Here is a 26132-nt window from a genome sequence, read left to right on the forward strand (position 1 = left end):
GCCGACGTCCACCACCGGGGTGCGGAAGTTGGACCAGCCCAGGGTGTTGCGGAAGTAGGCGCGCTGGGCCGCTCGACCGGGGGCGGTCCGCGCCCTCCCGGGGCGCGTGCGTCAGGCGGGCTTCTTCGCGGGGACGGCCGTTCCGGTCTCCGGCTCCGAGGGCGGCTCCGGGAGCGGGGGCGGCTCCGAGGGCGAGGGGGGAAGCGGCGGGTCGCTGAGCTGCTCGCGGAGATAGTTCCACACCACGGCGATCAGGGCGGCGACCGGTACGGCGAGCAGGCTGCCCACGATGCCCGCCAGGCTGCCGCCCAGCGTCACCGCCAGCAGGACCACCGCCGCGTGCAGGCCCAGACCGCGACTCTGCACCATGGGCTGGAAGACGTTCCCCTCCAGCTGCTGCACGGCGACGATGATGGCGAGCACGATCAGCGCGTCCGTCGGGCCGTTGGAGACCAGCGCGATGAGGACCGCGACGAAGCCGGCGAACAGGGCCCCGATGATGGGGATGAACGCCGCCACGAAGGTCAGCACGGCCAGCGGGAGGACCAGCGGCACGCCCACGATCCACAGGCCGAGACCGATGAAGACGGCGTCGAGCAGGCCCACGAAGGCCTGGGAGAGCACGAACGAGCCGAGGGTGTTCCAGCCGCGCGTGGCGAGGGCCGGCACGTCCGTGGCGAGGCGGCCGGGCAGCTGGCGGGTCAGCCAGGGCAGGAACCGCGGGCCGTCCTTGAGGAAGAAGAACATCAGGAAGAGCGCCAGGACGGTGGTGATCAGGCCGTTGACCACGGTGCCCACGCCGGTGAGGGCGGCGGTGACGATGCTGCCGACGCTGGACTGGATGCGGGTCACCGCGGTGTCGAGTGCCTTGCTGAGCTGGTCGTCGCCGAGGTTCAGCGGAGGCCCGGAGGCCCAGTCGCGCAACTGCTTGATGCCGTTGCTCACGCCGGTGGCCAGCTCGCCGGACTGGGAGGCCACCGGGACGGCGATCAGCACCACGGTGCCGGCGGCGACCAGGAGGAAGAGCAGGGTCACGACCGAGGCGGCCAGGGTGGGGTGCCAGCCGTGCCGGCGCAGGAAGCGGGTCACCGGCCAGGTCAGCGTGGTCAGGAGCAGGGCGATCACGAGCGGCCAGATGACTGACCACATCTGGCCCAGGATCCACAGGACCACCGAGGCCATCAGAACGACGAGCAGCATCTCCAGGGAGATGCGCGCCGAGGTGCGCAGCGCGGCGCGGGTCTTCTTGGAGTTCAGCGTGGCAGGCACGAGAACACCCTAGACAAAGTCCGATCAGGCCCGCACCCGAGGGGGAAACCGGAACGGAACCGGGACAACGCCGACCTGCCGCCGGATGGCGTACGAGCCCCGGGGGCGGATCGACAGCGCCTGCTTCGCCCGTCTCCGCCTCGCTTGTCTCCGCTTCGCCCGTCCTCGCTTTTCCCGTTTTGCCTTGCCCGTTTTGTCTCGCGCGTTTTTGCCCCGTCCCGGGGGCGGCCGTTCCGGTCACCGGCCGGGACGCCGGGCTTCTCGGAGCGGCCGAGGCACCGGGGTGCTCGGAGCGGCCGGGACGCTTTCGTCGGGACGGCACGTCCCCGTGCGGACGCCCGGTCCGGCCGGTGGGTGGTCCCAGGCGTGGTGGCCTGGCCGTCCCGGCCGCCCCTGCCCGATGAGGGGCGGGCCGCGGGGGCGTCCTCAGTCGCCGATGTTGACGACGCTGGTGAGGATGACCACCGACTCCTCGTCGGCCTCCAGCGAGTGCCGCCGCTGCGGGATCGGGGCGGTCTGGCCGGCGCCGAGCCCGACGGTCTGCTCGTCGTCGATGAGCCGGACCCGCCCCGACAGGACGTGCAGGCTCGCGGCCGGCGGGGCGTCGTGGTCGCCGAGGGCCGTTCCCGCGGTCAGCGCGATGATCGCCTGACGCAGGGTGCCCTCGTTGAGGTAGGTGTGGGCGCTGCGGCCGTGCGTGCTCGCCCTGGCGAGGGCGAGGTGTTCCGCGGCGAGAGCCAGTACGTCGATCATTCGGTTCCTCCCGGTCGTTGTGAACCTGCCCTGGGCGGGTGGGGCGCAGAACCAGGCGAGGGTAAAGTCATCCGTCCCGCCGCGTGGCGGGCCGCTCGTCGAAACGGATGGCCCTGAGCAGGTCGGCGGCGGGACGGTCGAGGATCGTGACGCTCGCGGCCGGGGGGAACGTTCCGCGGCGGGCGCGATCGATGATCACTCGCCAGCGGCGGCAGTGCCGGGCGAAGGTCGCGCTCGTGACGACCCGGCCGCGCGAGAGCTGTCCCTCGCGGGCCAGCCTCGGCTCCACGTCGAGCAGGATCAGGTGGACCTCGCTGCCGACCCTGCGGGCCAGCCAGGCGAACCCGTACAGGATGTGCGGCCAGGTGCCGCGGGTGTGCGCGACGACGGCGTGCCCCTTCAGCAGGGCGCGGGCGATCCGTACCACGTGGGTGGTGTGCACGAGCGGGATGCGGGCCCTCGGGGGGACCGGGCCCAGGTAGCGGGCCCACCAGTTGCGGGACTGGCGCGAGTCGATGACGCGGGCCTCACCGGCGCGCACCGGCTCCCTCTCGTCGCCGCGCAGCCCGTACAGCCGGTCGAGCAGGGTGCTCTTGCCCGCGCCGGGGAGCCCGGCGAGGAGCACCAGCGATCCCGCCGGATAGCGCAGATCCTCGACGGAGGACCGGCCGGCCGGTGTGCTGGCCATCACGTGCACCTCGCTGGTATGGGGAACTTCTCTCATATTGCGTCTCGCAGCCTTCCAGTGGCGGAATCGAGTTCGCCGTCGATCCGGCGGTCACCGGAGGGGACGAACCTGGCGAAGATCGGACCGAGGGCTACTCGTGAGGCGCGTCCGGAGATGACGGCGGGCGGCGACCGGAACGGTACGAGCCGGCGACGGCCGCGGGACGGATCGCCGCGGGGGTACGGCGAGAAGGGGCGTCGTGCGGGAGGACCGGGCGGACACGGGAAACCCGGCGGGCAGGGCACGCCCGGTGGACACGGGAAACCTGACAGGTGGGAAATGCCCGGTGGGCACGGGAGAACACCTGGCAGGCGGGGAATGCCCGGTGGATACCGGCCACCTGGCAGACACGAGACGCCCGGCGAACACGGAATGCCCGGCGAACGCGGGACGCCCGGCAGGCAGGGAATGCCCGGCGGGCGCGAGATATCCCAGATACCCGAGATATCTGGACGATCCGGGATGCCCCGGAAACACGGCCCCGGAGGGGAGGGCGCCGTGGAGGGGGAACGCCGGTGAGGTGGTGCCCGGAGGGGGAGGGGACTGTCAGGGGCATGCTCGCTCCTCGAATGCGCTCGGCCATTCGAGGTCTCCTTCACCCGCACCTCACGGGCGACCGTCCGGGGACGCCACAGGACGTCCGTATTGACCGGGCCGGTTCTTGGGAAGTACTCCCCTCGTTCGTTCAAGGTTAAAGGAAAGCGGGCGGTGGCGTGGTCACCGGCGGGTGACTCTCCCGGACGACGTCACGCCGGGGCACCCCAGGGGAAGCGGGAAGTCCCGATCCCCGGCCTTCGGCCACCGCTCACCGATTCCCGCCACCGACCACCGGTCACCGGCTGTCAGCCACTGGCCACCGGCTACCGGCCACTTGCCGATCGCCGGCCTTCGGCCGCCGGTCCGGGTGCGCCGCGGCGCCGGCACTCCCGACGATCCGCGCGGGCCGGCCTGTCGGCTCGGCCTCGCGGTCCGCTGGTGTGGGAGTGCCGGCGCCGCCGGAGATAACCCCGGGCACTGGCGCCCGTCGGGGGTCTGTCTTTGACGCGATCCCCGGCGTACGCGCCGATGATTCAGCCCGTGCCGCTCCCGCGGCACCTCTGAGGCTTCCTGCCTCACCGACCCGGGCCATCGCGATGGTCCCACCGGGTCTCCGCAGGCTTTCGAGCTCTCACGGACGCCGTTCCCGCCGTCCGGCGGTACCTGGCGCGAGCACCTCGCCGAGCGCCGATCCGCCGTGAGGGCCGTCTTCGACTCCGCTGCGTGAAAAGAGCGGAAGAGAGGAGGGGCCGTGTCATCCCCGGCGTGCACACCGGGGCACCACGGACGAACTCAGTAGCCGGAGTTGCTGGAGCTGTTGTTGTTGGAGCCGGAGTTGTTGGAGCCGGAGTTGTGGGAGTTCGGGTGCGTGGAGGTGGGCGAAGGCGACGCGTTGCTCGTGGGGGAGTTCGAGGTGGCCGCTCCCGAGGGCCGGATCACGCCGAGCAGGCCGTGCGTGCCGCCGTCGCTGCCCGCGCTGAACCACAGGGCGTTCGTGCCGCCGACGGTCTCGGTGCCGGGCTCCAGGTCCCACAGGCCGCCCAGGGTGATGGCCCTGCCGTCGGAGGTGCGCAGCGGGCCGAGCGGGCGGCCGTTGCGCGGGTTGTAGGCGTTGATCCGGCCGTCGCCGAAGTTGCCGACCAGCAGGGCGCCGGAGTGGGCTCCGAAGCCCTTCGGGGCCAGCGTCATGGCCCAGGGCGCGTTGAGGGCCCCGCGCGCGGCGAAGCGGCCGACGAACCGGCCCGAGCCGTTGAACTGGCTGACGAACCCCTTGCCCTGCCCGGCCACCGACTTGCCGGTCTCGGGGTCGCGCTTGGCGTACGCGACGAGGATGGAGTTGCCCACGACCTCCACGTTGAACGGCGCGTAGTCCTCCGGCAGGCCGGGGTCCCGGAACGCGCGGCGGCCGAAGGAGATCCGGTCGAAGTCGCCGTCGAAGACGTGGACCTTGTTGTGGGCGAAGTCGGCGGCCAGCAGCATCGCCCCCCGGTTCGTCTCGGCGAGGGCCAGGCCCTTGAAGTCGGCGCCCTTGACGAACGCGCTGATGATCGCGTCGTCCGGGTCGGCCTCGGCGTTCCAGCCGGTGATCGCCCCGCTGGGGCTGGCGAAGATGAACGTCGCCGGTCCGGAGCCGCCGGGCCCCTTGACGACGAACTCCTCGCCCTTGTTGACGACCTGCCCGGTGGGCCTGCCGCCGGGGACGCGTACCTGCGTCTTCTCCTGCTTCACGGTGCCCGCGCCGCCGGAGTAGACCGTGGCCAGGCCGCTGCCCGTGGCCGAGACCCACAGGGTCTTGCCCATGGCCAGGCCCCACGGGTTGACCAGCGTGGGGTCGGTGACCGCGGCCCGGCCGCTGACGTCCGAGACCAGGTTGGTGACCGCGAAATGGTTTCGCAGGGTCTGCCCGCCGGCTTTCTCCGGGCCGCTGCCGGCCTTGGTCTGTTTCGCTCCGGCCTGCGCCTGGTGGGTCCCGGCGGACGCCGTACCGGCGACGCCCATGACCAGAACCGTGGCGCAGATCGTGACGATGCGTACTCGCATTCATGGCTCCTCTGTGAGGGAGTGCCTTTCGCCGCGAGATACGCGTGGGGTCCGTGCGCGGTTCAGTCCGTTTTGAACGGCCCGGACCTGGGAGGAGCCGGGAGAGCGGAAAAGGGCGGCCCGTGACCGCCTGGTGGGGCGGCCACGGGCCGGTTCCCATGAGCGTCACACCGGGTCACGGTGACTCATGGCCGCGGCGCGCGCCAAGGGAGGAGAAGACGCGTCCGCGGGGTCTGTCCAGGTCTGCGAGCAGGGAGGGTCAGCGCAGGGCGGCAGCCTCTGCGGCCAGTTTCTCGATCCTGGGATAGTCGCCGGTGGCGAGCGCGTCGGCAGGGGTGAGCCAGGTCCCGCCCACGCAGCCCACGTTCGGCAGCGCGAGGTAGTCGGGGGCCGTCGCGAGCTTGATGCCGCCCGTCGGGCAGAACCTGACCTGCGGCAGCGGGCCGCCGAGCGCCTTGAGGTACGGCAGGCCGCCGGCCGCCTCGGCGGGGAAGAACTTCATCTCGGTCACCCCGCGGTCGGCCAGCGCCATGACCTCCGACGCGGTCGCCACGCCCGGCAGGAACGGCACCCCGCTGACCTCCATGGCGTCGACCAGCACCGGGGTGGTTCCCGGGCTGACCAGGAACTTGGAACCGGCAGCCACGGAGGCCGCCACGTCGGCCGGGGTGCGGATGGTGCCCGCGCCGATCACCGCCTCGGGGACCTCGGCGGCGATGCGCGCGATGGCGTCCAGGGCGGCGTCGGTGCGGAGGGTCACCTCGATGACCGGCAGGCCGCCCGCGACCAGGGCGCGGGCCAGGGGGACCGCGGTCTCCGGATCGTCGATCACGACGACCGGGACGACCGGGGCGATGTCGAGCAGACTCATCGGATACCTCCATTGTGGAGACCCCGGGCTTTAGCCCTGGGGAGGAAACGTGGCACGTTGCCGCGTGGTCGGGAATCGAATACCCATGCGCGCTTAACTGATCGTGCGGTAGAACGTGGGGCGTGGCGCAGATCGTGAAGCGGGCTTTCGAATTCCGCCTCTACCCGACTCCAGAGCAGGCTGAAGAGCTCGCCCGGACGCCTGGCTGCGCCCGCCTGGTGTACAACAAGGCGCTGGAAGAGCGCGGTCGCGCCTACACCCTCGAAGGCCGTCGTGTCTCCTAGGTGGAGTCCTCGGCGAAGCTGACAGAGTGGAAGCGCACCGACAAGCTGGCGTTTCTGAACGAGGTGTCGTCGGTGCCGCTGCAGCAGGCGCTGCGGCACCTGCAAGCGGCGTTCGCGAACTTCTTCGCCAAGCGCGCGAAGTACCCGACGTTCAAGTCCCGCAAGAAGTCCCGGCTCAGCGCCGAGTACACCCGCTCGGCGTTCACCTACCGAGACGGCCGGATCACTCTGGCGAAGATGGACGGCCCGCTGAACGTCGTGTGGTCGCGCCCCCTGCCCGAGGACACGAACCCGTCTACGGTGACGGTGTCGAAGGACGCGGCGGGGCGTTGGTTCGTGTCGATCCTGTGCGAGGACCGCATCTCCCCGCTCCCTCCGACAGCCAACACGGTCGGGGGGGATGTGGGTATCACGGCGTTGGCGACGCTCTCCACCGGAGAGAAGATCGTCAACCCTCGGCATGAGCGGGCCGACCGCCGTAAGCTCGCCAAGGCTCGGCGCAATCTCGCCCGCAAGGAGAAGGGCTCGGCGAACCGGCAGAAGGCCAGGCTCGCGCTCGCCCGTGTCCACGCCCGCATCACCGACCGTCGCCGTGATCATCCGCACAAGGTCACCACTCGTCTCGTCCGTGAGAACCAAACGGTCGTGATCGAAGACCTCACCGTCCGCACCATGGTGAAGAACCACAGCCTGGCTCGCGCGATCTCGGACGCCTCGTGGCGGGAGATGCGGTCCATGCTGGAGTACAAAGCACAGTGGTACGGACGGGAGTCGCTGGTCGTGGACCGCTGGTTCCCCTCGTCGAAGTTGTACTCGGCGTGCGGCACGACCCGGCGGTCCATGCCCCTGAGTGTCCGGAATTGGGTGTGTGCCTGCGGCGCGTCCCATGACCGGGATGTGAACGCCGCGAAGAACATTCTCGCCGCCGGGCTGGCGGAGAGCTGAAACGCCTGTGGAGGGCTGGTAAGGCCTGATCCGCGAAAGCGGTGAAGGCCCGGCCCGGTGAAGCAGGAAACCCAACCCGTGAGGGGTGGAGTCCCCCGGCTTTAGCCGTGGGGAGGATGTCAAGCGAACTCCAGGGTGGACAGGCGCTGGTTCAGCCAGGCCGCCGCGCCGGTCAGGGCGGGTTGGGGCGCCACGATCAGCGCCGTGGCGATGCCGGACAGGTAGTCGTTCAGGGTCGGGGTGGCCTCGAAGCGACGGCGGAAGTCGCTGGAGCGGACCCGGTCCACGATACGCGGCAGCACGCCGCCGCCCAGGTAGACGCCGCCCCGCGCGCCGAGGGTGAGGGCGACGTTCCCGGCGAAGGTGCCGAGCATGGCGCAGAAGACCTCGACGGTCTCCGCGCACAGCGAGTCGTCCATCCGGGCCACGATGTCGGAGGCGGACAGCGTCGGCGCGTCCGTCCCGTGGACGAGCGCGAGCCCCCGGTGCAGGCGCGACAGGCCCGGCCCCGACAGCAGGTGCTCGGCCACCACGTGCTCCAGGCCGTCCGCGCGAAGTGCCCGGACGATCTCGTGGTCGCGCCGGTCGAGGACGGGCGCGGTGACGTGCCCTCCCTCCCCGGGGATCGGCACCCAGCCCTCGGCCGCGGGCACCAGGCCGCCCACGCCGAGACCGGTCCCGGGTCCGAGCACGGCCTTGACGCCGTGCGAGGGCTCGGGGCCGCCCAGGGAGACCAGGTCGTCGCCCCGAAGGTACGGCAGGGACGCGGCCAGGGCCTCGAAGTCGTTGAGCAGCCAGGCGTTCGGGATGCCCAGGTCGCGTACCGACCCCGTCCACCCGGCGTTGGTGAGCCGGTAGCGGTCGCCCTCCACGGGCCCGGCGATCGCGAGGCACGCGGCTCCCGGCTGAACTCCGCCCGCATGATCTGCGATATAGGCGGCTACGGCTTCGGGTAGGCCATCGTGTTCCGCGCCCGCGAGCACGGCCACCGCCTCGGGCTGTCCACCGGGCTCGGTGACCAGCCCGAAGCGGGCGTTGGTGCCGCCGATGTCGGCGACGAGCCAGGGGAGGCTCACATGATCTCCTTCGCGGATCGCGCGACCCGGACGGGCCACCCGACGTTCACGGTCCGTCCAACCCCCACGGTCCGTCCAACCCCCACGGGCCACCCGGCCGGCCCGCCCGGCGCGGACCGTACGAACGCGGACCGTACGAACGTGGACCGTGCGAGTTCAAGGCGCGCGAAGGAGATGGTGGTGTGCGCCCTCACGCACGGATTCCGCTCTGGGCGGTCGCCAGGCGGGTGCCGTTCGCGACGGCCTCGGCGTGGCCGTTCAGGGCGAAGACGCCCGCGCCGCGCTCGGCCGGGCCCGCCGCGCGGCGGAAGGCACCGAACAGCTCGCGGCCGGTGCCCACCCACTGGGCGTCGGTGAGCGGCGCGCCCTGGGGCGACCTGGTGGCCAGCTCCCCGGCGGGGACCAGCAGCTCCAGGGTTCCGGCGGCGGCGTCGAGGCGGATCGGGTCGCCGTCGCGCACCAGCGCGATGGGCCCCCCGTCGGCGGCCTCGGGCGACAGGTGGATGGCGGCCGGGACCTTGCCGGACGCGCCGGACATGCGGCCGTCGGTGACGATCGCCACCCGCTGGCCCCTGTCCAGCAGCACCGCCATCGGCGGGGTGAGCTTGTGCAGCTCGGGCATGCCGTTCGCGCTGGGCCCCTGGTAGCGGATGACCGCCACGAAGTCCTGCCCGTCCAGCTCGCCCGTGTCGAAGGCGCGCAGCAGCTCCAGCTGGTCGTCGAAGACCTTGGCCGGGGCCTCGATGACCAGGTGCTCGTCCTTGACCGCGGAGACCTTGCTGACCGCGCGGCCCAGGTTGCCGTCGAGCATGTGGATGCCGCTGTCGGCGGAGAACGCGTCGGAGACCGGGCGCAGCACGTCGAGGTCGGTGCTGCCCTCGGTACGCTCCTCCCAGACCAGCTCGCCCTCCTTCAGCTCGGCGGCCGAGCGGTAGTGGTCCAGCCCGCGCCCGGCGACCGTCAGCACGTCGCCGTGCAGCAGCCCGGCGTCCAGCAGCTCGCCGATGAGCACCTGCATGCCGCCCGCGGCCTGGAAGTGGTTCACGTCCGCCTGGCCGTTGGGGTACATGCGGGTCAGCAGCGGCACGGCCTTCGACAGCGCGGCCAGGTCGTCCCACAGGAGCTCGATGCCGGCCGCCGCGGCGATGGCGACGATGTGCATGGTGTGGTTGGTCGAGCCGCCGGTCGCCAGCAGCGCCACGCAGGCGTTGACGATCGACTTCTCGTCGACGACCTCGCCGACCGGGGTGTACTCGGGGCCGTGCGCGGTCAGCTCGACCGCGCGCCTGCCCGCCGCCTTCGTCAGGGCCTCGCGCAGCTCGGTGCGCGGGTTGACGAACGTCGAGCCGGGCAGGTGCAGGCCCATGACCTCGATCATGACCTGGTTGGAGTTGGCGGTGCCGTAGAAGGTGCAGGTGCCGGGGGAGTGGTACGACTTCGCCTCGGCGTCGAGCAGCTCGTCCTTGCCGACCTTGCCCTCGGCGAACAGCTGCCGGGTGCGGGCCTTGACCTTGTTGGGCAGGCCGGAGGTCATCGGCCCGGCGGGGACGAAGATCGCGGGCAGGTGGCCGAAGTGCAGCGCCCCGATCAGCAGACCCGGAACGATCTTGTCACAGACGCCGAGCATGAGGGAGGCGTCGAACATGTCGTGCGAGAGCGCGATCGCGGTGGCCATCGCGATGACCTCGCGGCTGTAGAGCGACAGCTCCATGCCCGCCCGCCCCTGGGTGATGCCGTCGCACATCGCGGGCACGCCCCCGGCGAACTGCGCGACGCCGCCCGCCTTCCTGACGGCCGCCTTGAGGATCGCCGGGTAGGCCTCGTAGGGCTGGTGCGCCGACAGCATGTCGTTGTAGCTCGACACGATCGCCACGCCCGGCTTGACGTTGGCGCGCAGGTCCCGCTTGTCGCTCTCTCCCACGCCGGCGAAGCCGTGCGCCAGGTTGGCGCAGCCCAGGCTCGCCCTGGCGGGGCCGCGCAGCCGGGCCGCGTCGGCCTCGGCGCGCAGCCGGTTCAGGTACGCGGTGCGGCTGGGGCGGCTGCGCTCGACCAGGCGGTCGGTCACCTCCTGGATCACGGGATGCATCCGGCCTCCTCGGTCGTGGTCGGCATGGTTCTCTCGGTCGTTCGGGGCCGGCTGTCCGGCTCGCGTGCTCACGCCTGTCCCTCCTCGTGCCAGACGCGGCCGCTGCGGCCGACCAGCTCGTGGGCGGAGGCGGGGCCGGCGCTGCCCGCCGGGTACGGCTCGGGCGGGGTGCCCTGGGACTCCCACTCGGCGAGGATCGGGTCGATCCACCGCCAGGCGGCCTCGACCTCGTCGCGCCGCATGAACAGGGTCGGGTTGCCGGTGAGGACGTCCATGAGCAGCCGCTCGTAGGCCTCGGGCACCCGGCCGGTGAAGGTCTCGGCGAAGCTGAGGCTCAGCGGGACCGGCTTGAGCGCCACCTCGCCCGCGCCCGGCTCCTTGGCCATGATGTTCAGCTGGATGCCCTCGCTTGGCTGCAGCCGCAGCACCAGCCGGTTGGGCGTGCTGCCCGGGAAGATCGAGTGGGGCACGTCCTTGAACTGCACCACGATCTCCGAGCAGCGGTTCGGCATGCGCTTGCCGGTCCGCAGGTAGAACGGCACGCCGGCCCAGCGCCAGTTCTTCACCTCGGCGCGGATCGCGGCGAAGGTCTCCACCCGGCGGGAGTCCTCGGTGGGCGCGGTGTTGTCGGGCTCGTCGAGGTAGCCGGGCACCCGGACACCGCCGGACTCGCCCGCCGTGTACTGGCCGCGTACGGTGAAACGGTCCACTTCGCCGCCGGTGACGGCCCGCAGCGACTGCAGGACCTTGACCTTCTCGTCGCGGATCGACTCGCGGTCGTTGCGCGACGGCGGCTCCATCGCCACCAGGCACAGCAGCTGGAGCAGGTGGTTCTGCACCATGTCGCGCAGCGCGCCCGCGTGGTCGTAGTAGCCGCGGCGGCCGGGGGTGCCCACGGTCTCGGCGACGGTGATCTGGACGTGGTCGATCCAGAGGGAGTTCCAGATCGGCTCCAGGAACGCGTTGGCGAACCGGAGCACGAGGAGGTTCTGGACCGTCTCCTTGCCGAGGTAGTGGTCGATGCGGTAGATCTGCCGCTCCTCGAAGATGGCGCCGACCTCGTCGTTGATGCGCAACGCGCTGGCCAGGTCGCGGCCGAGGGGCTTCTCCAGCACCACCCGCGAGGCGGGGGTGACCAGGCCGGCGCGGTGCGCCTCCCGGCAGAAGGGGCCGAAGGTCATGGGCGGGCTGGCCAGGTAGAACACCCGGTCGCGCCGCTCGTGCCCGCCGAGCATCCCGGCGAGCCTCGCCCACCCCGTCGGGTCCTGGCCGCCGATGTCGACGGTGACGTGGTGCAGGCGGCCGAGGAAGCGCTGCCAGGTGTCGAGGTCGTCCACCGGCACCGAACCGCGTACCTCGGCGTCCACCTTGCCGCGGAAGTCGGCGTCGTCGAGCCCGCCGCGGGACATCGCGATCACCCGGGTCTCGGGGGCGAGACGCCCGTCGCGGTCGGCGTGGTAGAGCGCGGGCAGGAGCTTCCGCATGGAGAGGTCGCCTGTGCCGCCGAAGACGATGAGGTCGGCGGGTTGCGGGGTCTCAGACATGGGGCTGCGCTCCGTAGTGATCTACCGGTAGTGATCTATCAAAATTAGGTATAGATCGGACAGTAGCTAGATCTTGCGCTCTGCACAAGCGGAGTTTTGTAATTTGAGATGAGAAAGTAGGAAGTTTTCATTTCGTAAGTGGGTGTGATTCACTTGGCGGATGCCTCGACGTCCCGCTGCCGCGCTGGCCACCAGCGGTGAGGTGCTGCGCCTCATCCGCTCCGGCGAGGCCGTCACCCGCGCGGACATAGGGCGCGTCACCGGCCTGTCCAGACCCGCCGTCTCCCTGCGCGTCACCGAGCTGCTGGACCGCCGTCTGGTCGTGGAGGACAGCGAGGGCCCCTCGACCGGAGGCCGCCCGCCCACCCGCCTGGCCTTCAACGCCTCGGGCGGGGTCGTCCTGGTCGGCTCCCTGGGCGCGAGCCGCGCGCAGGTCGCGGTCTGCGACCTCGCGGGCGAGGTGCTGGCCAGCGCCGCCCTGTCCGTGGACGTCGAGGAGGGGCCGGACGTCGTCCTGCCCCTGGTCATGCAGACCTGGAGCGAGCTGCTCGGCGACCGTCCCGCCTCCCTGATCCGCGGGGTCGGCCTGGGGGTCCCCGCCACGGTGGAGTTCGCGGCCGGCCGCACCGAGAGCGCCCGGATCATGGCCAGCTGGACCGGCGTGGCCATCCCGCCGATCATCGCCGAGCGCTTCCCCGTCCCCGTCTTCCTCGACAACGACGTGAACGTCATCGCGATCGGCGAGCACCGCGAGATCTACGCGGGCGAGGCCGACGACCTGCTGTTCATCAAGGTCTCCACCCGGATCGGCTCCGGGGTCATCGCCGGGGGCGAGATCCTGCGGGGGGCGCTGGGCGCCGCCGGGGAGATCGGCCACATCCCGGTCCGCGACGGCGGGGGAGTCCTCTGCCGCTGCGGCAACATCGACTGCGTCGACTCCATCGCCAGCGGCACCGCGATCCTGCGCAGGCTCCGTGACATGGGGCACGAGGTCACGACCCTGGCCGACGTGGTGAGCCTGGTCAGGGCCGGGGACGCGGAGACCATGACCGTGGTCCGCAACGCCGCCCGGATGCTCGGCGAGGTCGTCGCCAGCGCGGTCAACCTGCTCAACCCCTCGGTGGTGGTCCTCGGCGGCGACGTCGCGGAGACCTTCCAGCCGATGGTCTCGGGGGTACGCGAGGTCATCCACCGCCGCTCGACGGCCCTGGCCACCCGCAACCTGCGCATAGAGCGCAGCAGGCTCGGCCCCAGCGCCGGGATCATCGGCTGCGCCCACATGGTCCTGGACAACATCCTGTCGCCCGAGGCCGTCGACTCCGCGGGCTGGCAGCCGCTCCGCTCCGTCCGCTCCCTGGCCTGAGCCGTTCCCGCGCCTGAGCCGTTCCCGCGCCTGAGCTGTTTTCGCGCCCGAGTCGTTCCCGTGCCCGAGCGTCTGGACCGGCTCCGCGCCTGAGCTTTCGCGCAGTTCCTGAGCCCGAGCGTTCGTTCCGGCCGTCCGAGCCGGTCTCCGGCATGTCGCGGCGCGCGCCCCCTGACTTCGACACTGAAAATCCATAAGATCGTCATATGTCCGCACCAGGGCTTAAATGGGGGATCGCCGGATACGGCGACATCGTCCGCAGGAAGGCCCTGCCCGCCCTGCTGTCCCTCGGTGAGACCGTCGCCTGCGTGTGGGGCCGGGACGCCGCACGGGCCCGGGCGACCTGCGAGGAGTTCGGCGGGTCCGGCGCCTTCGGCACGTCCGACTACGCCGCGCTGCTCGACGTGGCCGAGGTCGTCTATGTCGCCACGCCGGTCGCGGCCCATCTCCCCCTCGCGATCGCGGCGGCACGCGCGGGCCTGCCGGTCCTCGTGGAAAAGCCACTGGGCGGGACGGTTCCCGGCAATGCGGGCGTCACCCGCCGCCGTGAGACGGCTCCCGACCCGGCCACGGCCTCCGCAGAGGCCGCCCGCCAACCCGGGACGGCTCCCGACCCGGTCACCGCTTCCGCAGGAGCCGCCCGTCAACCCGAGACGGTCCCCGAACTGGCAACCGCACACGCGGGTGTCGCCTACTACCGTCGGCTCGCGCCCGCGCTCGGGCGGGTACGCGAGATCCTGCGCGGGCGTGCCGTCCACCGCGCGGTCGTGGAGTTCCGCAGCCCCTTCGACCCGGGACCGGACGACCCCCGGCTCTGGCGTACCGACCCCGCGATCTCCGGTGGGGGAGTACTCGCCGACATCGGCAGTCACCGCCTCGACCTGCTCTGCTGGCTGCTGGGGGAGCCCGTCGTGACCGGCGCGCGGACGGGCCTGCCCTTCGACCTGGGCGCGGAGCGCCTCGCCCGGCTGGAGCTGGCCTGGCCGTCGGGTGCCACGGCCGGCCTGGAGGCGGCGTGGGCGCCCGGCGCCCGCCACGACCGGTTCCGCCTGTCCTTCGACGGCGGTCACCTGGAACTCGACCCCCTCGACGCGGGGAAGGTGCGCGGGACCGTCGACGGGGTCGCCGTCGAGGAGTTCCTTCCGCCCCCGGAGAACCCGCACCTGCCCCTCCTGGCCGACTTCGCCCGCAGCGTCCGGGACGGCACCGATCCGGTCTGCCCCGTCCGTGACGCCGAGGTCGTCGACCGTCTCATCGCGGACGCCTACGCGTTCGCAACCCGTCTGGAGGAACACCCGTGAGCGAGACCGTCTCCCTGCCCCCCTTCCCCACGCCGCTGCGCTGGCTGAACCGGCCCGAGGACTGGAGCGTCGACGGCGACGTGCTCTCCATCGGCGCGGGGGCGAGCACCGACCTCTTCTTCGACCCCGGGGAGCCGGACCGCTACGCCAACGCCCCCGCTCTCGTCGGCCGCCTGGACGGCGACTTCACGCTCAGCACGCGGGTCAGGCTCGACCTGCTGTCCACCTACGACGCGGCCGCCCTGCTGCTGTACGCCGGTGACGACCGGTGGGCCAAGTGCGGCCTCGAACTCTCTCCTCAGGGCAGGCCCACGATCGTCACGGTGGTCACCCGCGGGGTGTCCGACGACTGCAACTCCGTGACCATGGACGGCACGGAGATCCGGCTGCGCATCTCCCGCCTCGGCCCGGCCTTCGCCTTCCACGTCGCCGACGAGTCCGGGTTCTGGCACCTCATCAGGTACTTCGCGCTCGACGGGGATCCGGAGGTCGGCTTCCTCGCGCAGAGCCCCACCGGCGGGGGCTGCACCGTGCGCTTCGAGGACATCGCGTACTCGCCCAAGCGCCTGGCCGACCTGCGCGGCGGCGAGTAACCCGCTTCCCCCCGTGCCGATAGTCGCGGAACGGCGGCCGGGTCACGGGGTGTCGGCCGGGCGGGCGGTGAGGATGCGGGCGAGCAGGCCGCTGAGTTCGGCCTGCTCGCGCGGGTCCAGGGGGGAGAACCACTCCTGCTCCCTGCGGGTCTGCTCGGCGAACGTCTCGCGGACGGCGGCCTCCCCCTTCCCGGACAGCGCGACCACCACCGCGCGCCTGTCGCCGGGCACCGGGCGGCGCTCGACCAGGGCGTCGCGCTCCAGGGTGTTGACCACGTTCGTCACCGCCGAGCGGGACATGGCGGAGATCTCGGCGAGCCGGGCGGGCTGGGTCGGGCCGAGAATCCAGAGCTTGAACATCAGCCGGAAACCGGGCAGCGTCCAGCCGCGCGGGCGGTGGATCCGTGTCTCCAGGTCCGTCACCAGCAGGTAGGCCAGCTGCAGCAGGTTGTAGGCGAGCTCGAACCCCTCCGGGTCGGCGGGGGCCGGCATGCCCGCCAGGCGTTCCCGCGCGTACGCGGCGTACCGCAGATCCGCCCTCCCCTCCGGCTCCGCCCGCGACCCCCCACCGCCCTCGGCCCGTGGCACCCCCCTGCCTTCCACCTGCGACGTCCCCTTGCTCGCGGCCTGTCGGCCGGAACCCGCGCGCGCTGGTCCCCCGCCTGCCGGCTCCACTGATTCCACCGGACAAGTCTTGCGCAGGCTCGCCCTCACCGTGAATATTGTTATGGCCATAACAATCGACGGGAGACGCCCGTGGACATCGTCATCGCCGGTGGCGGCATCGGCGGCCTCGCCGCCGCGCTCAGCCTGCACGCGGCGGGCTTCGAGAACCTCACCGTCCACGAGGCCGTGCGGGAGATCCGTCCCCTGGGCGTGGGCATCAACCTGCTGCCCCACGCCGTACGGGAACTGACGGAGCTCGGGCTCGCCGACCGGCTGGCGGCGATCGGCGTCGCCACCGCCGAACTCGCCTACTTCGACCGGTACGGCTCCGCGATCTGGTCCGAGCCCAGGGGCCTCGACGCGGGATACCTGTGGCCGCAGTACTCCGTCCACCGGGGGCGGCTGCAGATGATGCTGCTGGACGCCGTGATCGAGCGGCTCGGGCCGCGGTCGGTCGTCACCGGCAGCCGGATCACCGGTCCGGGCGCGGAGGACCTGCTGATCGGGGCGGACGGCATCCACTCGGCGATCCGCGCGCGCCTGTTCCCCGGCGAGGGACCCCCTCCGTGGAACGGGCTGGTCCTGTGGCGCGGGACGACGTACGGCGCCCCGTTCCTGACCGGGCGTTCCATGGTCATGATCGGTGACGGTACGCAGAAGTTCGTGGCCTACCCGATCGAGACCGGCGAGCGGACACTGATCAACTGGATCGCCGAGAAGCCCTCCGGCGACGCGGCCCCCGACCGGGGCGACTGGAACCGGCCGGCGGACCTGGCCGAGGTCGAGAAGCACTTCGCGGACTGGCGGTTCGACTGGCTGGACGTGCCGGGGATCATCGCCGGGGCCGAGGTCGCCTACGAGTATCCGATGGTGGACCGCGACCCGCTGCCGCACTGGACCGAGGGGAACGTCACCCTGCTGGGCGACGCCGCCCACGCGATGTACCCGATCGGCTCCAACGGCGCCTCCCAGGCGATCATCGACGCCCGGGTGCTGGCCCACTCCCTCGCGCACGGCGACCTGGCGGCGTACGAGGCCACCCGGCGGCCCGCCACGACCACCCTGCAGCTGTCCAACCGGCGGATGGGCCCCGAGATCGTGATGAGACTCGCCCACGAGCGCGCCCCCGGCGGGTTCGACGACATCGAGCGGGTCATCCCCTACGCGGAGCGGGCCGAGATCGCCGCCTCCTACAAGCGCACGGCGGGGTTCGACCCGGCTTCGCTGAACGGGTCCCCGTCCTGGAGCGTCGCCCGGTGAACCTCGAACACCTCGCCACGTTCACCGTGATGCTGGACCCGATCCTCGAACTCGGCGGCACCCACTGGGGGCGGCGACGAGTGATCAATATCGTGGGCGGGTCGTTCGAGGGCCCGCGGTTCTCCGGCGTCGTCCTGCCCGGCGGTGCCGACTGGCAGATCGTGCACGCCGACGGCATGGCCAGCGTCGACACCCGCTACACCCTGCGCACCCACGACGACGCCCACCTCTACCTCTCCACCTCCGGCGTGCGGCACGGCCCCGCCGAGGTCATGGCCCGCCTCGCCGAGGGCGAGCCGGTGGACCCGTCCGAGTACTACTTCCGGCTGTTCTGCCGTTTCGAGACCGGTGACGAGCGCTACTCGTGGCTCAACCGCACCCTCGCCGTGGGAACGGGCGGCCGGCTGCCCGACGCCGTCCGCTACGACGCCTACACCCTGACCTGACCCTTCCCGACCTGTCCCCTTGCCGAATCGAATCGAACCGCGCACGGCCCCGGCACGACCCTCCGAGGCCCGGCGGACACCCCGAGGAACTCCTGATGCCGAAGCTGAACCGCACCCCGCTCTCCATCGTCGCCGAGCACGACACCCCGATGCCGGTGCGCGACGGCACGATCCTGCGCGGCGACGTCTACCGCCCCGCCTCGGACGGGCCCTTCCCGGCCCTGCTCGTCCGCACCCCGTACGGCGCGGGCTCGTTCCTGATGGCGCCGAGGACGCCCGCGCTGGAGGCCGGCTTCGCGGTGGTGCTCCAGCACTGCCGGGGACGCGGGAGCAGCGACGGGGAGTTCCGGCCGTGGCTGGACGAGGGCGACGACGGCTACGACACCGTCGGGTGGATCACCTCCCAGCCGTGGTCGAACGGCGAGGTCGCGGCGTTCGGGATGTCCTACCTCGCCGGGTGCGCGCTCCAGGCCGCCGCGACGCGCCCGCCGGGGCTCAGGGCCGTGGTCGCCTCGATGACCCCGCACGACTTCTACGACGGGCTGAAGTACCACGGCGGAGCCCTCGCGCTCGGCTCGGCGCTGAACTGGGGCCTGCTGCAGACGATGCTCGGGCTGACGCACGGGATGGAGGCGGGGGAGGACGTGGGCGCCGGGTTCGGCGAGCTCCTGCCCGTACTGGGCGACCAGGCCGCCGCCGTGCGAACGCTGCCGCTGCGCGACATCCCCGCGGGGCCGTGGTGGAGTGACTGGATCTCGCACCCGACCCGCGACGCCTACTGGGAGGGGCTTGCCGAGACCCTGCGGCACGACCGGATCGAGGTGCCCGTGATGCACGTCGGGGGGTGGTTCGACCTGTTCCTCGCCGGAACCCTGGAGAACCACCGGCGGCTGGGCGGCCCGCTGGTCATCGGCCCCTGGTCGCACGGTTCCAACTCGACGGGCACCGGCCGCCTGGACTTCGGGTTCTTCTCCTCGGCGCAGGCGGCCATGCTGCCGCAGCGGCAGATGGACTTCCTGCGCGGCGAGGACACCGGCCCGGCCGTGAAGATCTTCGTCATGGGCGACAACGTCTGGCGGGACGAGGAGGAGTGGCCACTGTCCCGCGCGGTCCCCACCCGCTACTACCTGCACACCGGCGGCCTGCTGTCCGCCGAACCCCCCTCGGACACCGCGCCCCTCTCGGACGCCGGACTTTCCATGGACGTCGGGCCTTCCACGGACGCCGAATCTTCCACGCACCCCGCGCCCTCCATCTTCACCTTCGACCCCCGCGACCCCGTACCCACGACCGGCGGTCCCCTCCTGCTCCCGGACGTGACGAACATCGGACCCCAGGACCAGCGCGATGTCGAGCTCCGCCCCGACGTGCTCTGCTTCACCACCGAGGCGCTCGCCTCCGACGTCGAGGTGACCGGCCGCCTCTCCGTCACCCTGCACGCCGAGACCTCGGCGCTCTCCACCGACTGGACGGCCAAACTCGTCGACGTCCACCCCGACGGCCGGGCGATGAGCGTGATCGACGGCATCGTCCGGACCTCCGTCCGGTCCGGAGTGCACGAGATCGACCTCGTCGCCACCAGCCAGGTCTTCAAGACCGGTCACCGCGTCCGCGTCGAGATCTCCAGCTCCAACTTCCCCCGCTTCGACCGCAACCCCGGCAACGGCCGGACCTCCGCCGACTCCACCGAGGCCGACCTGGTCCTCCAGCGCCAGACCGTCTTCCCCGACTCCTACATCACCCTCCCGATCGTCCCCCGGTAACAGCCCCGGGCCGTACGACGACCTCCCGACATCCGAGGCGGCCCGGGTGGATGAAGCCCGACACGTCCAGGGTTCGCGGATCAAAGATGATGCTGGGCAGGCGCCGGCGTGCGGCAAGGCGTGATCCGCACGAAACGGCCTAGCTGCCGAGGAATCCCTCGATCGCCTCGGCGAAGGTCTCCGGAGCGGTGACCCAGGGGTAGTGGGCGCCGGGCAGCACGACGCTGGTCCCGCGCGGGAAGATCCCGGCCAACTCGGCCGCGTGCACGGGCAACGGTCCCGGATCCTGCTCTCCCGCGACCACCAGGACCGGCGTGGTGACCTTCGCCAGGCTCGCCCGGGTCTTCCCGGCGGCGGGCATGCCGGTGTGGAAGCGCTTCGCCGCCTCGGCCGAGCGTTCGGCGAACCGGGTGGCGTGCGCTTCGGCGGTCTCGTTCCAGGGACTGTAGAAGAACGGCTGCGCCCTCAGGCGCCGGCTCTCATCGCCCGCGTCCCACGCCTTGAGGTCCGGCAGCCTGCTCTCGTACCAGCTCTCGCCGGCCCGGCGCTCGATCTGGGCGTACCACTGCTCATCGGTTATCTCGATCCCCACCGGGTGCACGGTCGGTGTGACCAGCACCAGGTGCTTCATCCGTTCGGGATACCGGGCGGCGTACAGCAACGCCAGCCCTCCGGCCGCCGAGTGCCCGAGCAGGTCCATCCGCTCCAACCCCAGACGCACGCGCAGCGCCTCGACATCCGCGACCAAGCGGTCCATCGCGTACGTGTCCGGATCGAGGGGCGCCGCGGATTCGCCGGTTCCCCGGCTGTCCAGCAGGAAGAGGCGGCGCCGAGCCGCCAGGCCGCCGAGATCTCCCAGGTATCGCGAGGACCGCCCGGGCCCGCCCGGCAGGCAGACCAGCGCCGGACCTTCTCCCCGCTCATGACAGACGAGCACGGTCCCGTCATATGAAGTGAACCTGACCATCCCCGCATCCTCGCATCGCAACCCCGGGAGCCGTCACACCACGATCGCGATCACCGGCCCAGAGCCAACCGTTCCTCGCCCGGGGGACTGGGCGTTCATTGTTCACCGGCAGTTCATCCGTTTCCGTCGAGTGGTTCCCGACGGCTCGGCTACCTTCGCGATCCGTCCCCGTTGATCAAGAGAAGGTAATGCCCCGTGGCCCCCGATCCGGATTCCGAGCGAGATTTCGCGCCCAGGACCGTCAACAGCTGGCCGGGGCTCGGTGACTCGGTGAGAGACGTCGTCGACGTGAACCACCGGGCGTTGCGCGCCGCCGCCGAACGTCTCGTGGTCGACCTGAACGACGTCGGCATTCCCACCTGGTGGTACGGGCCGGAGTTCAAGGCCGGAGACTGGGATGGGGCCGCGGACGTCTCCCGGCTCTTCCGGGGTTTCACCGAGGACCTTTTCTGCGTCGCCAGTGACGCGATGGTCGAGTGCGTGGCGGCCGCCTGCGGCGTCGCCACCGCGGGCAGGAACTACGACGTCGCCGACCATCACGGCTGGCTGACGCGGCAGTCGGTGTGGAATCGGCTGCGTGACCCCGTCGACACGGTACGGCCTTCCTCGCAGACACCCCGAAGCAGCTGGAGCAGTTACGAGAAGGGGTATGCCGTCAGCTCGCAGTATCCCCACGGGAACGTGTACGCCGACCGGCAGGACACGACGGCGCGGTATGACTATGACGGCCTCGGCAAGGAGCAGGTCAGGGCCCTGCTGATGTCGGGTGACGAGCATTCGATCAGGGAGTACTCACGGGTCGTGAAAAGCGTCGCCGACGACCTGGAGGGGTTGCAGGAAAGGATGCGCGCGCACGCGAACGACGTCAGCCGTCACTGGGCCGGCCCCGCGGCGGAACGCGCGCAACGGGCGCTGAAGACGATTTACCAGGCCGTCACCCCGCTGGCCGAGGCGCACCATTCCCTCGGCGCGCTGGCCCGTACGTGCGCGGATGTCGTGGTGGCGCCGGCCAAGGCCCGCTTCGACCACGCGGTGGCCGGTGAGAACTGGCTGACCGACATCTTCCAGGACGACGACGACCGTTCCGCCCGTGACTTCCTGCGCGCGGTCGACCAGCGGTTCCGCGACGAGGTGCTGGCCCGTTTCCCGCGACACGTACGGATCGATCTTCCCGGCCTCATCCCGGCGGAGGACCGGCTCACCTACCTGCTCTGACTCCGCGTGGACGGCGGGGCGATCCATGGAGTCCTTCCACGCGGGTCCGTGTCGCCAACCGCGAATGCGGCGAAAAGGGGTGATGTCCCCCGAGGTGTCGGCAGGCGGGGTGCGGAAAGCAGGCTTCCCGTGGCCGGAGGCCCGGTTCTGGCCGAAGTTCTGACCGGCGCGTGACCGGAAGGGGGGTGGGCTCCTGCTTCCGGTCACGCTTTCCAGGCGTCAGCACACTTCGGGCGTCAGCACACTTCGGGCGTCAGTGCACTTCGGGTATCAGCGCGCTCTGAACGTCAGCACGTTCCGGGCGTCAGCACACGATGAAGATGCTCTTCCAGCCGACGGGCGTCCTCTGCTCCGCGTTGCGGTTGGACGCCAGCTCGAAGTGCGTCACCCCTTGAGCGTCGGGCTGGTTGTACATCCGGCCGCTCTGGCCGTCGCCGTACCACTTGTACGACCCGTGGAAGGGGATGTTGGACGGGCCGCACCGGTCGATGACGACCGAACGGCCGGTGAAGCCCGGCCCCTCGTAGGCCACGTACTGCGAGGCGTAGGCGGCACCGCCCATGACCACGACCATGGCGGCGGAGATGAGGGGGACGAGGGCGATTCGCTTCACGGTGATCCTTTCGACGACCTCAGCACTCTACTGAGAGTAATGAAGACATTACTCTTCGTATGCAAAGTGTGCTGTGCGTGTCCTGGATCGCTCATGACCCGTGGCCGGGCGGCGCCGGTGAGCGGTTCCCGTCCGGCTACTCCTCTTCCGTGACCCTGATGATCGTCTTGCCGGGGCTGCGCCGGGTGGGCGCGAACGCGGAGGGCGCCTCGGCGAGTGGCCGCACGGCCCCGACGATCGGGCGGAGCCGCCCGTCCCGGACCCGCCGGACCAGGTCCGCGAGCCGGGCGCGGTCGGGCTCGACGACGAAGAAGATCGCCTGCCCGTCCCGGGGCCGGGTCGTGGGCGGTGAGGCGATGGTGACGAGCGTGCCGCCAGGGCGTACCAGCGCGGCCGAGCGGTCCAGGATTTCGCCGCCGATCACGTCGAGCACCACGTCGACCTGACCGGCGTCCTCAAGGTGGTCGGAGCGCAGGTCCAGGAAGGCGTCGGCGCCGAGGCCGAGTGCCGTGTCCCCGTCGCCCGCCCTGCCGGTGCCGATCACCCGGGCTCCCGCCTCGCGCGCGAGCTGTACCGCGATGGAACCGACGCCGCCCACGGCGCCGTGGATCAGGACGGTCTGCCCGGCGGCGAGGCGGCCGTGCTCGAACAGGCCCTGCCACGCGGTCAGCCCCGAGATCGGCAGCGCGGCGGCCACGGTGTGGTCGACGTCGGCCGGCAGCGGCGCGAGGTTGCGGGCCTCCACCGCCGTGTACTCGGCCAGCGAGCCGTCGCGGGTCCAGTCGGCCAGCCCGAACACCCGCTGGCCGACGGTCAGGCCGGTGGTTCCGTACCCCAGCTCGGCGACGACACCCGACAGCTCGTGTCCGGGCACGCTGGGCGTCCGGTCCCGGCCCGCGCGATCGGACCACGTTCCCGGCCAGTCGAGCTCTCCGGGGGTGAACCCGGCGGCGTACACCCGGACGACGACGTCGTTCTCGGCGGCGTGGGGGTACGGCTCCTCCGTGAGGGAGAGCCCGGCCGGACCGGCGGCGCGGTCTCGGACGGTGATGGCTCGCATGAGCGGGTCCTTACCGGGGCGCGCCGCTCATCTGAGCGGGTCATGCCCCCAGTTCATGAGGGAGTATCGCCAGCGGGTCTCCTTGACGTCACCGGACGGACGCTGCGTCAGGTGGCGGCGGACGTAGCCGATCACCTTGCGCATGTGGGCGTAGTCGTCCTCTCCCAGGTCGTCCTTCCGCTTGCGCAGGATCTCGGTGATCCGGCGGCCCGACTGGTGACCCGTCGACTCCTCGCCGCCCGATTTGTCCCCAACGCTCCTGGACTCCTCCGTCTCCAGCCAGCTTTCCAGCTCCGCGGCGGTCATGTTGACCGCCCGGCCGAAGTCCGCGGCGATCTGTTTGCCGTCGTCAGTCATGGCGGTTCTTCTTGTGTAGCGCCGACGGCTTGTGCACGGCGGTCTTGCCGCTCTTGTCGCTGCGCACGACGTACTGCGGATCGTCGGCCGAGGCGTCCACGGTGCGTCCCGCCTCCTCCGTCCGCTTCGTGATCTTCTTCTCCACCTTGCCCGAGGTCGATGAGCCGTGGCTCTCCCACGTGACCTCGTCACCCACGCCGGGGTCCTTCTGCTTGCGCTTGTCGGTCATAGCCGACCCTTACCCCGTCCCCCTCCGAAACCCATCGCACCGGACCTGAACTGGCGCTTCACTGGATCGGACCGCCCTGAACGATCGACGGGACGCGCTGGCCGAGGTCTCGTTTTTAACCGGCGGTTACCCGTCGATTGCCGCCCCGGCCCGGCGCGCCACGGCATCCGGGGCGCGTCGCGCAGGTCCCCGGTCTCTCCTCGCCGTGAGAGCGCTCACCGTGGGACTGCTCACCGTGGGACTGCTCGCCGTGAGAGCGTTCGCCGTGAAAACGGAAGGCTCGTGCCGGTGGACGGGTGTTAGCCTGGCCGCATGAACGCGTCCGTCCGTCAGGTGATGATGCCCCGCTCACGGGGCCGCTGACGCCGCACGGACGTTCGTTCGATCGTTTTCGAGGCCCTGCTACGGGGCCTCGACGCGTTTCACCGGCCGGAGCCCCCTTCTCACGGAGGTTCCGATGACCACGACGCACACCTACGTCACCACCACCATCCCGTACGTCAACGCCCGTCCCCATTTGGGGTTCGCGCTGGAGCTCGTGCAGGCCGACGTGCTCGCCCGGTTCCGTCGCGCTCGGGGTGAGCGGGTGCGGTTCCAGACCGGCACCGACGACAACTCGCTGAAGAACGTGCTGGCCGCCGAGGCGGCCGGTGTTCCCGTCCAGGCGTTCGTCGACCGCAACGCGGAGGCGTTCGTCGCGCTGCGCGAGCCGCTGGCGCTCTCGGTCGACGACGTCATCCGTACCAGCCGGGACCCCCGCCACCGGGTCGGGGTGGAGCGGCTCTGGCGGTCCTGCGCCGACGCCGGCGACCTCTACCGCAGGCACTATGAAGGTCTTTACTGCGTCGGCTGCGAGGGGTTCTACACCCCGGCCGAGCTCAGCGGCGGACGCTGCCCGGAACACGGCGTCGAGCCTCAGCGGGTCGCGGAGGAGAACTGGTTCTTCCGCCTCTCGCGCCACGCCGACCGGCTCCACGACCTCGTCTCAAGCGGGCGCCTGAGGATCGAGCCCGCCGAACGCCGCAACGAGGTCCTCGGCTTCATCGCCGGTGGCCTGGAGGACTTCTCGATCTCCCGGTCGACCGCCCGCGCCCGGGGGTGGGGGATCCCCGTCCCCGGGGACCCCGGACAGGTCGTCTACGTGTGGTGGGACGCGCTCGGCAACTACGTCACGGCCCTGGGCTACGGCACCGGCGGTGAGAGCTACGGTCGCTGGTGGGCCGGTGCCGATCGCCGGATCCACCTGGTCGGCAAGGGGGTGTTGCGCTTCCACGCCGTCTACTGGCCGGCGATGCTGCTGTCGGCCGGGCAGCCGCTGCCCACGGACGTGGTGGTGCACGACTACCTCACCGCCGGTGGCCGCAAGATCAGCAAATCCGGTGGGGTCACGGCCGATCCGGTCGCCCTGGCGGGGGAGTACGGCACCGACGCCGTCCGCTGGTGGCTGCTGCGCGAGGTGCCGCGCGTCGGGGACGCCGACTTCACGGTCGACCGGCTCGTCGCCCGCGCCAACGACGAGCTCGCCAACGGGCTGGGCAACCTCGTCAACCGGGTCGTCACCATGGTCCACCGCTACCGCGGCGGGCACGTTCCCCCGGCCGGGGCCGGTGTGTCGGAAGGGGAGGGTCTTGAGAAGGCCTGCCGTCAGGCGCCCGGTCTCGTCCGCTCGGCCCTGGACGACTTCGCGTTCCGCCGGGCCACCGCGCCGGTCTGGGCCGTCGTCGACGAGGCCAACCGCTACGTCGAGCACACCCGGCCCTGGGAGCTGGCCCGCGCCGAGCGCGACGGCGACCCCGGCGCCGCGGCCCGGCTCGACGCCGTCCTCGCCACGCTCGTCCGGGCCTGCGGGACGCTGGCCGACCAGCTGGCGCCCTTCCTGCCCGGTACGGCCGCCCGGATCGCCGCGCAGTGTACGGCAGGGGAGGATGGGCTTCCCGAACCACGCCCGCTCTTCCGGCGGATCACCGTTCGGGAGCCGGAACCCGCGTCCTGATCCTCGCCGTGTACGAGGGCCGGGGTCCGTGCTCCGATCCCCGCCGTGTACGAGGGCGGGAGGCCGTGCTCCGGTTCTCACCGCCTACGAGGGCCAGGACCTGCGTCCTGGTCCTCGTACGCGGCACGACGGCCACGGGCGGGGGACGCGTCGCGGCGGTCGCGGGTCCGCGGG

At 71.4% G+C, this 26132-nt stretch carries 22 protein-coding genes and 1 pseudogene; 9 read left to right on the plus strand and 14 right to left on the minus strand.

Features of this window, described 5'->3' with window-relative positions:
- Positions 1–111 precede the first annotated feature (111 nt).
- The 5 genes from ACFYWM_RS03695 to eda all read right to left on the minus strand — a co-directional run bounded on the left by ACFYWM_RS03695 (position 112) and on the right by eda (position 6197).
- On the minus strand, positions 112–1269 hold the full coding sequence (locus ACFYWM_RS03695) for an AI-2E family transporter (protein WP_389908076.1): 1158 nt from the start codon (positions 1267–1269) through the stop codon (positions 112–114).
- Between the two features lie 426 nt (positions 1270–1695).
- Entirely contained in the window at positions 1696–2022 is a 327-nt protein-coding gene (locus ACFYWM_RS03700) for a cupin (protein ID WP_389908078.1), read from the minus strand.
- Positions 2023–2089: 67 nt separating this feature from the next.
- Positions 2090–2710, minus strand: coding sequence for an AAA family ATPase (locus tag ACFYWM_RS03705; protein WP_389908080.1), 621 nt, complete (start codon positions 2708–2710; stop codon positions 2090–2092).
- Positions 2711–4078: 1368 nt separating this feature from the next.
- On the minus strand, positions 4079–5326 hold the full coding sequence (locus ACFYWM_RS03710; protein WP_389908081.1) for a TIGR03118 family protein: 1248 nt from the start codon (positions 5324–5326) through the stop codon (positions 4079–4081).
- Between the two features lie 259 nt (positions 5327–5585).
- Positions 5586–6197: a bifunctional 4-hydroxy-2-oxoglutarate aldolase/2-dehydro-3-deoxy-phosphogluconate aldolase gene (gene eda, locus ACFYWM_RS03715; protein ID WP_389908082.1), complete on the minus strand. Its 612-nt coding sequence runs from the start codon at positions 6195–6197 to the stop codon at positions 5586–5588.
- A 122-nt stretch (positions 6198–6319) separates the two neighbouring features.
- Here eda and ACFYWM_RS03720 point away from each other — a divergent pair.
- Positions 6320–7426, plus strand: a pseudogene (locus ACFYWM_RS03720) (RNA-guided endonuclease InsQ/TnpB family protein).
- Positions 7427–7545: 119 nt separating this feature from the next.
- On the opposite strand, the gene ACFYWM_RS03725 reads toward ACFYWM_RS03720, so the two are convergent.
- The 3 genes from ACFYWM_RS03725 to zwf all read right to left on the minus strand — a co-directional run bounded on the left by ACFYWM_RS03725 (position 7546) and on the right by zwf (position 12132).
- Positions 7546–8502, minus strand: coding sequence for a glucokinase (locus ACFYWM_RS03725; protein WP_389908084.1), 957 nt, complete (start codon positions 8500–8502; stop codon positions 7546–7548).
- Positions 8503–8692: 190 nt separating this feature from the next.
- Entirely contained in the window at positions 8693–10588 is a 1896-nt protein-coding gene (gene edd, locus ACFYWM_RS03730; protein ID WP_389908086.1) for a phosphogluconate dehydratase, read from the minus strand.
- Positions 10589–10656: 68 nt separating this feature from the next.
- Positions 10657–12132, minus strand: coding sequence for a glucose-6-phosphate dehydrogenase (gene zwf / locus ACFYWM_RS03735; RefSeq protein WP_389908088.1), 1476 nt, complete (start codon positions 12130–12132; stop codon positions 10657–10659).
- Between the two features lie 160 nt (positions 12133–12292).
- Here zwf and ACFYWM_RS03740 point away from each other — a divergent pair, with 160 nt between their 5' ends.
- The 3 genes from ACFYWM_RS03740 to ACFYWM_RS03750 all read left to right on the plus strand — a co-directional run bounded on the left by ACFYWM_RS03740 (position 12293) and on the right by ACFYWM_RS03750 (position 15389).
- Positions 12293–13495 carry an ROK family transcriptional regulator gene (locus ACFYWM_RS03740; RefSeq protein ID WP_389908090.1) on the plus strand — a complete coding sequence of 401 codons (1203 nt, stop codon included), beginning with the start codon at positions 12293–12295 and terminating at the stop codon, positions 13493–13495.
- Between the two features lie 206 nt (positions 13496–13701).
- Positions 13702–14796, plus strand: a complete 1095-nt coding sequence (locus ACFYWM_RS03745; RefSeq protein ID WP_389908092.1) for a Gfo/Idh/MocA family protein — start codon at positions 13702–13704, stop codon at positions 14794–14796.
- Entirely contained in the window at positions 14793–15389 is a 597-nt protein-coding gene (locus tag ACFYWM_RS03750; RefSeq protein ID WP_389908094.1) for a DUF1349 domain-containing protein, read from the plus strand. The genes ACFYWM_RS03745 and ACFYWM_RS03750 overlap by 4 nt, the downstream gene beginning before the upstream one ends.
- A gap of 42 nt (positions 15390–15431) precedes the next feature.
- Here ACFYWM_RS03750 and ACFYWM_RS03755 read toward each other — a convergent pair whose 3' ends face one another.
- The gene (locus tag ACFYWM_RS03755; protein WP_389908096.1) at positions 15432–15977 is read right to left on the minus strand and encodes a MarR family winged helix-turn-helix transcriptional regulator; all 546 of its coding nucleotides are present in this window, start codon (positions 15975–15977) and stop codon (positions 15432–15434) included.
- Positions 15978–16145: 168 nt separating this feature from the next.
- Here ACFYWM_RS03755 and ACFYWM_RS03760 point away from each other — a divergent pair, with 168 nt between their 5' ends.
- The 3 genes from ACFYWM_RS03760 to ACFYWM_RS03770 all read left to right on the plus strand — a co-directional run bounded on the left by ACFYWM_RS03760 (position 16146) and on the right by ACFYWM_RS03770 (position 19524).
- Positions 16146–17315 carry a flavin-dependent oxidoreductase gene (locus ACFYWM_RS03760; protein ID WP_389908098.1) on the plus strand — a complete coding sequence of 390 codons (1170 nt, stop codon included), beginning with the start codon at positions 16146–16148 and terminating at the stop codon, positions 17313–17315.
- Positions 17312–17761, plus strand: a complete 450-nt coding sequence (locus ACFYWM_RS03765; protein WP_389908100.1) for a DUF3237 domain-containing protein — start codon at positions 17312–17314, stop codon at positions 17759–17761. Before ACFYWM_RS03760 ends, ACFYWM_RS03765 begins: the two co-directional genes overlap by 4 nt.
- 95 nt (positions 17762–17856) lie before the next feature.
- Entirely contained in the window at positions 17857–19524 is a 1668-nt protein-coding gene (locus ACFYWM_RS03770; RefSeq protein ID WP_389908102.1) for a CocE/NonD family hydrolase, read from the plus strand.
- 139 nt (positions 19525–19663) lie between these two features.
- Here ACFYWM_RS03770 and ACFYWM_RS03775 read toward each other — a convergent pair whose 3' ends face one another.
- Positions 19664–20491, minus strand: a complete 828-nt coding sequence (locus tag ACFYWM_RS03775; RefSeq protein WP_389908104.1) for an alpha/beta fold hydrolase — start codon at positions 20489–20491, stop codon at positions 19664–19666.
- 195 nt (positions 20492–20686) lie between these two features.
- Between ACFYWM_RS03775 and ACFYWM_RS03780 the strand changes: the two genes are divergently transcribed.
- Positions 20687–21706, plus strand: a complete 1020-nt coding sequence (locus ACFYWM_RS03780; protein ID WP_389908106.1) for a WXG100 family type VII secretion target — start codon at positions 20687–20689, stop codon at positions 21704–21706.
- Positions 21707–22010: 304 nt separating this feature from the next.
- Here ACFYWM_RS03780 and ACFYWM_RS03785 read toward each other — a convergent pair whose 3' ends face one another.
- The 4 genes from ACFYWM_RS03785 to ACFYWM_RS03800 all read right to left on the minus strand — a co-directional run bounded on the left by ACFYWM_RS03785 (position 22011) and on the right by ACFYWM_RS03800 (position 23965).
- Positions 22011–22319 (minus strand): MiAMP1 family antimicrobial peptide, encoded by a 309-nt coding sequence (locus tag ACFYWM_RS03785; protein WP_389908108.1) that lies wholly within the window; start codon positions 22317–22319, stop codon positions 22011–22013.
- Positions 22320–22455: 136 nt separating this feature from the next.
- On the minus strand, positions 22456–23379 hold the full coding sequence (locus ACFYWM_RS03790) for an NADP-dependent oxidoreductase (protein ID WP_389908110.1): 924 nt from the start codon (positions 23377–23379) through the stop codon (positions 22456–22458).
- A gap of 27 nt (positions 23380–23406) precedes the next feature.
- The gene (locus tag ACFYWM_RS03795; protein ID WP_389908112.1) at positions 23407–23736 is read right to left on the minus strand and encodes a DUF3140 domain-containing protein; all 330 of its coding nucleotides are present in this window, start codon (positions 23734–23736) and stop codon (positions 23407–23409) included.
- Complete coding sequence (locus tag ACFYWM_RS03800) at positions 23729–23965, minus strand: DUF2945 domain-containing protein (protein ID WP_389908114.1); 237 nt, start codon at positions 23963–23965, stop codon at positions 23729–23731. Before ACFYWM_RS03800 ends, ACFYWM_RS03795 begins: the two co-directional genes overlap by 8 nt.
- A 457-nt stretch (positions 23966–24422) precedes the next feature.
- Here ACFYWM_RS03800 and ACFYWM_RS03805 point away from each other — a divergent pair, with 457 nt between their 5' ends.
- A complete protein-coding gene (locus ACFYWM_RS03805; protein WP_389908116.1) occupies positions 24423–25958 on the plus strand; it encodes a methionine--tRNA ligase in 1536 nt (511 codons plus the stop codon).
- Positions 25959–26132 lie beyond the last annotated feature (174 nt).

The sequence above is a fragment of the Streptosporangium sp. NPDC002721 genome, assembly GCF_042888905.1.
Lineage (GTDB): Bacteria > Actinomycetota > Actinomycetes > Streptosporangiales > Streptosporangiaceae > Streptosporangium.

Excerpts from the sequence above, each read along its gene's own strand:
- ACFYWM_RS03700 (WP_389908078.1), bottom strand. The coding sequence starts at position 2,022 with ATGATCGACGTACTGGCTCTCGCCGCGGAACACCTCGCCCTCGCCAGG.
- ACFYWM_RS03705 (WP_389908080.1), bottom strand. The coding sequence starts at position 2,710 with ATGGCCAGCACACCGGCCGGCCGGTCCTCCGTCGAGGATCTGCGCTAT.
- ACFYWM_RS03710 (WP_389908081.1), bottom strand. The coding sequence starts at position 5,326 with ATGCGAGTACGCATCGTCACGATCTGCGCCACGGTTCTGGTCATGGGC.
- eda (WP_389908082.1), bottom strand. The coding sequence starts at position 6,197 with ATGAGTCTGCTCGACATCGCCCCGGTCGTCCCGGTCGTCGTGATCGAC.
- edd (WP_389908086.1), bottom strand. The coding sequence starts at position 10,588 with ATGCATCCCGTGATCCAGGAGGTGACCGACCGCCTGGTCGAGCGCAGC.
- zwf (WP_389908088.1), bottom strand. The coding sequence starts at position 12,132 with ATGTCTGAGACCCCGCAACCCGCCGACCTCATCGTCTTCGGCGGCACA.
- ACFYWM_RS03740 (WP_389908090.1), top strand. The coding sequence starts at position 12,293 with ATGCCTCGACGTCCCGCTGCCGCGCTGGCCACCAGCGGTGAGGTGCTG.
- ACFYWM_RS03745 (WP_389908092.1), top strand. The coding sequence starts at position 13,702 with ATGTCCGCACCAGGGCTTAAATGGGGGATCGCCGGATACGGCGACATC.
- ACFYWM_RS03770 (WP_389908102.1), top strand. The coding sequence starts at position 17,857 with ATGCCGAAGCTGAACCGCACCCCGCTCTCCATCGTCGCCGAGCACGAC.
- ACFYWM_RS03775 (WP_389908104.1), bottom strand. The coding sequence starts at position 20,491 with ATGGTCAGGTTCACTTCATATGACGGGACCGTGCTCGTCTGTCATGAG.
- ACFYWM_RS03790 (WP_389908110.1), bottom strand. The coding sequence starts at position 23,379 with ATGCGAGCCATCACCGTCCGAGACCGCGCCGCCGGTCCGGCCGGGCTC.
- ACFYWM_RS03795 (WP_389908112.1), bottom strand. The coding sequence starts at position 23,736 with ATGACTGACGACGGCAAACAGATCGCCGCGGACTTCGGCCGGGCGGTC.
- ACFYWM_RS03800 (WP_389908114.1), bottom strand. The coding sequence starts at position 23,965 with ATGACCGACAAGCGCAAGCAGAAGGACCCCGGCGTGGGTGACGAGGTC.
- ACFYWM_RS03805 (WP_389908116.1), top strand. The coding sequence starts at position 24,423 with ATGACCACGACGCACACCTACGTCACCACCACCATCCCGTACGTCAAC.